The 5,846-nt window shown below is 75.4% G+C and carries 5 protein-coding genes; 3 read left to right on the plus strand and 2 right to left on the minus strand.

Annotated features, from left to right (window positions below; translation table 11 throughout):
- The 3 genes from ABD52_RS35810 to ABD52_RS35820 all read left to right on the plus strand — a co-directional run.
- Positions 1 to 1,795: PspC domain-containing protein (locus tag ABD52_RS35810; RefSeq protein WP_047894658.1), on the plus strand; the 1,795-nt coding region annotated here is incomplete at its 5' end.
- Positions 1,792 to 2,229, plus strand: coding sequence for a hypothetical protein (locus tag ABD52_RS35815; RefSeq protein WP_047894659.1), 438 nt, complete (start codon positions 1,792 to 1,794; stop codon positions 2,227 to 2,229). The genes ABD52_RS35810 and ABD52_RS35815, both read left to right, overlap by 4 nt.
- 156 nt (positions 2,230 to 2,385) lie before the next feature.
- A complete protein-coding gene (locus tag ABD52_RS35820; RefSeq protein ID WP_013288529.1) occupies positions 2,386 to 3,633 on the plus strand; it encodes a phosphatidylserine decarboxylase in 1,248 nt (415 codons plus the stop codon).
- A 58-nt stretch (positions 3,634 to 3,691) separates the two neighbouring features.
- On the opposite strand, the gene ABD52_RS35825 is transcribed toward ABD52_RS35820, so the two are convergent.
- Together ABD52_RS35825 and ABD52_RS35830 are read right to left on the minus strand one after the other, a co-directional pair.
- Complete coding sequence (locus ABD52_RS35825; protein ID WP_013473639.1) at positions 3,692 to 4,606, minus strand: phosphatidylcholine/phosphatidylserine synthase; 915 nt, start codon at positions 4,604 to 4,606, stop codon at positions 3,692 to 3,694.
- Positions 4,607 to 4,951: 345 nt separating this feature from the next.
- Positions 4,952 to 5,846: NUDIX hydrolase (locus ABD52_RS35830; protein WP_235437664.1), on the minus strand; the 895-nt coding region annotated here is incomplete at its 5' end.

Here is a 5,846-nt window from a genome sequence, read left to right on the forward strand (position 1 = left end):
GTGGTGGGCGCCGCCCCCGCCGGGAGCGGCGCCCACCACCGACCAGGCGAGCCCGCCGCCCGGCGGCGGCACGCCGTTCGCCGGTCCACCACCCGGTGGGTACGCCCCACCGCCCGGCGCCGCCGGCTTCACCACCCGGTACGGCCTGGTACGCCCCCGCGAGGGCCGCTACCTGGCCGGGGTGTGCGCCGCCATCGGCCGGGCCACGAACACCGACCCGGTGCTGTGGCGCGTGCTGCTGGCCGTACTCGGCTTCTTCGGCGGCATCGGCATCATCGTGTACGTCGCCGGTTGGCTGATCATCCCCGGTGAGGGCGACACCGCCTCCCCGGTGGAGGCCATGCTCGGCCGGGGCCGGTCCAGCATGTCCCCGATCACGGTGATCGTGCTCGGCATCGTGGTGGCGCTCGGCTTCGCCTACGTCGTCACCGACGGGTTCCGGGCGATCCTGCTCGGCGCGGTGATCCTGATCGGCGGCGCGCTCCTGCTCAATCGCGAGCAGCGCGGCCCGGCGCAGCGGCCGGCTCAGCCGGCGCCGCCGCACGGTCCCCCGCCGGGTCCGGTACCACCGGTGGCCTGGCCCGCGCCGCCGGCCCCGGCGCCGGGCACCTGGACCGCGGCTCCCCCCGCGGCACAGTGGACCGGCACACCCGCCGGACCGGCACACCCCGCGGCGGCGCCGTCCGGCGGCATGCCCGCCGAGCCCGGCTACCCGCCGGTGTCCGCGTCCGAGCCCGGCTACCCGCCGGCGCCCGCCTCCGAGCCCGGCTACCCGCTGGCGGCGCCGTCCGAGCCGGGGCACCCGGCCACGTCCGACGCGGAGCGCGAGCCGGGCCACCCCGGGCCTACTACCGGCTACCCGACGCTGCCGGCGCCGGGCTGGCCCGCCGCGGCCGGCACCCGGCCGGGCCCGTCCGAGCCGACGACCGTCGCGATGCAGCACGTGACCGGCCCGGTCGCCGACACCGCCACCTGGCCCGCGTACGGCGCGAACCCGGCCTGGCCGGGCGCGCGGGACGCCGGGGCCCGGCTGGACGAGCCGGCCGCCGTGCCGCCGCCCGCGCCGGTGGGCGCACCGCTGCCGCCCGGCGGTTACCGGCCACCGTTCGCCCCGCACGGCCCGTACGCCGGATCGCCGCCCTTTCCGCCACCGGTCCGGCCGCCGCGACCGCCGAAGCGGCCCAAGGAGCGCTCGCCGCTCGGCGCGATCACGTTCTCGCTGATCTTCCTGGCGCTCGGCATGGTCGCAATGCTCGACCTGCTCGACGTCTTCCCGGTCGGCGCCGCCGGCTACTTCGCCGCGGTACTCGCGACCATCGGCCTCGGTCTGCTCGTCGGCACCTGGTTCGGCCGGGCCCGCTGGCTGATCGCCCTGGGTCTGGTGACAGCAGCGGCGCTCGGCATCGCCACCGTCGCCGAGTCCTACGACCGGGTACGCGGCATCGACGGCAACGTCACCTGGGCGCCGACCGACCTGCGCGACCTGGCCGACCGGTACGAGAACAACCTCGGTGACGCGACGCTCGACCTGCGCGGGATCGACTTCGACAAGCAGGACGTCCAGGTGACTGTCGACGTGAACCTCGGCAACGCGACAGTTGTCGTACCGCCGGACGTCGACGTGACCACTGTGGCCGACGTGAACGCCGGCGACGCCACTGTCTTCGGCCGGCGCAGCGGCGGGCTCGGCGGTCGTCAGTGGGAGACCACCGACCCGGGCGCCGACGGTCCCGGTGGCGGCAAGCTGCGCCTCTACGTCCACGTGAACGCCGGCAAGCTGGAGGTGACCCGGTGAAGGCACACCGTACCGACATCGTGTCGTTCGCTTTCGGACTCGTCTTCCTCGGCCTGTCCGTCTGGTGGCTGCTGGCCCGGATCCTCGGCCTCTCCGTACCCCCGGTCGGCTGGTTCCTGGCCGGCGGGCTGGTGCTGATCGGACTGCTCGGGCTGATCGGCGCGCTGCGCTCGGGCCGCCCCCCGGAGCAGCCCACCACGCAGCCCGCGCCGGACGTCACGGTCTCGGCGCCGTACGGCTCCCCGGCCGCAGGCCCGGAGACCGCCGGCAGCGCGGAGACGACCGCCGGCCCGGAGACGCCCGACAGCGCCGACGAGTGGGCCACCGAGGCCACGACCGACTCCGCGGAACCGGCCACCCGCGAACTGCCGCCGCTCGAGCCACCGGCCGACGAGGCGGCTCCGCAGCGCCGTACGCCGGGGGATCCGGCCTGACCGCGCCACTGCGGCGCCCTCCGGACGCGGCCTATGCTGGTCGGCGGAGATCTCGTCTCCGCCGGCCGGCCCGCGCACCCCGACCATGCCGGAGCCGCCGGCCGGGTCGCCGGAGCCGCCCCGTCCGTTCGCTATCTCGTCAGGAGCCCGTCCGACATGACCCAGTCCCCCGCCGTGCGCGTCACCGCTCCCTCCGGTGCGGTCCGCATCGGCGAGCGCGCCGCCCGCACGCTCGTCAGCGAGTTCGCCCGGCGTAACGACCCGAAGGCCGGCCTGCTGGTCGGCGCGACCCCGGAGTCCGCGGTGCTGGCCGCCGCGATCGAGGCGCTGCTCCCCGGCGACCGGCTCACAGTGGTGCCGGCGGAGGGCGCCGCGGCGGCCGCGCTGCGCGAACACGTGACCGCGCAGGGCCGCTGGGTCGCCGACCGGGTACGCGTGGTCGACACCCTCGCCGAGGCGGACGCCGCCGCGGTGGTGGTCGTCGCCGAGCCGTTCAGCGGCACCGCGGACGAGGCGCGCGTCGCGATCGACGGGCTGGCGAAATACCTCGCCGAGGGCGCGGTGCTGAGCGTCGCCGCGCCGCTGTTCCGCACCGAGGGTGCCGACGGCGAGCTGGACCGGCAGGGCGTGCTGCACGGCGTACGCACCGACCTGGTGCTGCGCAACACCCCGCCGGTACGCGTGCACCACCTGCGGTTCACCCCGGCGCCGGTCGCGCTCGCGGCCTCGCTGTCCCCGGCGTACCGGCCGTCGAGCGTGCCGCTGACCCGGGGCATGCACATCGACTCGAACGGGGTGGCCGCGGCCGGCATCACGCTCGGCCTGGCCGCCCTGGCCCGGGCCGCGCGGCCGAAGTCGAAGCTCTGGCTGCTGCCGGCGCTGGCCGCCGCGCCGGTGGCCGCGTTCTTCCGCGACCCGGAGCGGGACGTGCCGGAGGACCCGTCGGCGGTGGTCGCCTCGGCGGACGGTCAGGTGCTGTCCGTGCAGCGCCTTCAGGACGAGCGCTTCGGTGACGGCGAGTGGCTGCGGATCGCGGTCTTCCTGTCGGTGCTGGACGTGCACGTCAACCGCGCTCCGGTGGCCGGCAAGGTGGTCGACTACTTCGTCGCCGACGGCGGGTTCGTCAACGCCATGAAGCCGGACGCCGAGCACAACGTGGCGGCGTACACGGTGCTGGACACCGACCACGGCACCGTGGTGGTGGCGCAGCGCACCGGGCTGATCGCCCGCCGGATCGTGCAGCGGGCGCCCGTGGGTTCGCTGCTGGCCCGGGGTGAGCGCTTCGGCCTGATCCGGTTCGGCTCGCGCACCGACGTCTACCTGCCGGCCGACGCCGCGGACCCGCTCGTCGGTCCGGGCGACAAGGTGGTCGGCGGCGCGACGGTGATCGCCCGCTGGCGCTGAGCGCCTGACATGAGAGAAGGGGCGCCGCTGCAGCGGCGCCCCTTCTGTCGTTCTCGGGTCAGGCGGTACGGCGCTGGTGCAGCCAGAGCAGCGGCCCGCTGACCAGGTAGCCCACCACCACGAGGGCGAACGTGAGCCGGATGTCGACGAGCGCGCCGACCACCGGGGCCAGCCAGAGCCACGGCGGCAGCTTCAGCAGCCGGGCGAGCTTCGCGTACGGGAAGCTGGACACCATGGCGAAGGCGAGCAGCGCCACGCCGGCCACCATGACCAGGCCGGGGACCGGCACGCCGATGGCCACGGTCAGGGCGAGCACTGCCGCCGCCATGGTGGTCGGCACGCCGCAGAAGAAGCGGCCGTCCTTCGGCGAGACGTTGAACCGGGCGAGCCGGACGGCCGCGCACGCGGCGACGAGCGCGCAGGAGACCGCGGCGGCCGCCGGCGGCACCGAACCGGCGAGCGAGGCGTAGACCACGACCGGCGCGGCGAGGCCGAACGAGCACATGTCGGCGAGCGAGTCCATCTGCGCACCGAACGGGCTGGCCACACCGAGCTTGCGGGCCAGCGCGCCGTCGAGGCCGTCGAACGCGACGCACGCGATCAGGCAGATCGCGGCGATCTGCACCTCACCGCGCATGGCCAGGAAGATGGCCAGCATGCCGAGCATGAGGCTGCTCAGCGTGCACGCGTTGACGAGCGCGAACTTGGCCCGGCGGGCGGCGGTGCGCTCACCCGGCAGGAGCGGGATCGACATCGCCGGGGACTCGTCGTCGACGGGTGTCGCCGGGGGAAGCGCCGGGCTGATGGGCCGTACCGCTTCGATGTCGGTGTCGAGCCGGCCGTAGCGGAGGCGCTGGCGGTCGGCGTAACGGTGGTCGGGGGTGACCAGGTCGGTCCCGGAGACGGCCGCGCCGTCCCGGCGGCCCACCCGGACCAGCAGCACCTGGCGGGCGAACGTACTGCTGCGGCGCAACCTGCCCGCCCAGCGACGCCCTGCGGGGCGCGGACTGTCAGTCGTACGACGCCGGCGCCATGGGGCTCTCGGCACGTTTCCTCCATCACCGGATCGGCTGGCCGCCCACTGCGGGGCGGGTGTCCGGCTGTCTCGTGCCGGACCTTTCGGGTCCGGCAGCCCTTTTGCGGAGTACACCATTGCACAGGGGACAGGGGCTTGGCGATAGCTGCCGGCGGTACTTATATCTCCCTTAACCGCGCGAACCGCCCACTCATTCCCATCTCGGGCCTCAACGCCCGTTTTCGTCGGTCAGCCGTACTTCCGACTGTACCGGAGGTCACCCAGGGCGGCTCGGCGAGCGATTCAGCTCACCCGCTGCCCGGTGGCCCGGGCCGCCACGTCGGTCATCGACAGACCGGTGACCTGCTCCGGGGCGAACCAGGCGGCCCGTGCGGTCGAGCCGCCGGCCAGCTCGGTCACCACCGCGTCGGTCGGCGCGTCCACCCGTACCCGGTAGATCACCCGGACGCCGTGCCAGTCCAGCGGGCGGCCCTCCGGGCCGAGCGCGGCCGGGTTGTGCAGGTTGTCCACGGCGATCAGGTCGACCACCCGGCCCAGCTGCCCGGCCTCCTCGACCAGCTCGCGCAGCAGCCCGGCGGCCGGCTGCTCGCCGTGGTCGGTGCCGCCACCGGGCAGGTGCCACCGGCCCGCGCCCGGATAACCGTCGGCGATCATGGTGAGCAGCACCCGGTCGGCGGGGTCAGTGACCAGCCCGTACGCGGCGAAGCGCTGCCGGCGGTCGACGGACGGCCCGGCCGGCTCGGCGGGCAGCGCCCGGGGCAGGTCGGCCGGCAGCGGAGTCACAGGCAGGCCGAGCAGCTCGGCGGTGAACGGCATCAGCTGCCGGGCGGCTGCCTCGTCGGGCGTGAACCAGCCCGCCTCGTCGCTGCCACCGGCCGGCTCCGGCCGCAGCCGCCCGCCGCGTGCCTCGACCTCGAAGACCAACCGATCGGTGTGCAGCGCGATCCCCACGTCGGCGAACGCGGCCACGTCGGCCACCGCGGCCCGGATCGCGCCGGGCGCGACGGTCAGGCCGGTCTCCTCGGCGAACTCGCGTACCACCGTGTCGGCCGGGTGCTCGGCGTGTTCGACGCCGCCGCCGGGCAACTGCCACACCCCCGGGTACGGGCACCTCGCCGAACCGCGCGCCAGCAACACCCGCCCGTCGGAGTCCCGCAGTACCCCGTAGGCCCCGACC

This window comes from Micromonospora sp. RV43, assembly GCF_001029515.1.
Classification (GTDB): domain Bacteria; phylum Actinomycetota; class Actinomycetes; order Mycobacteriales; family Micromonosporaceae; genus Micromonospora; species Micromonospora aurantiaca.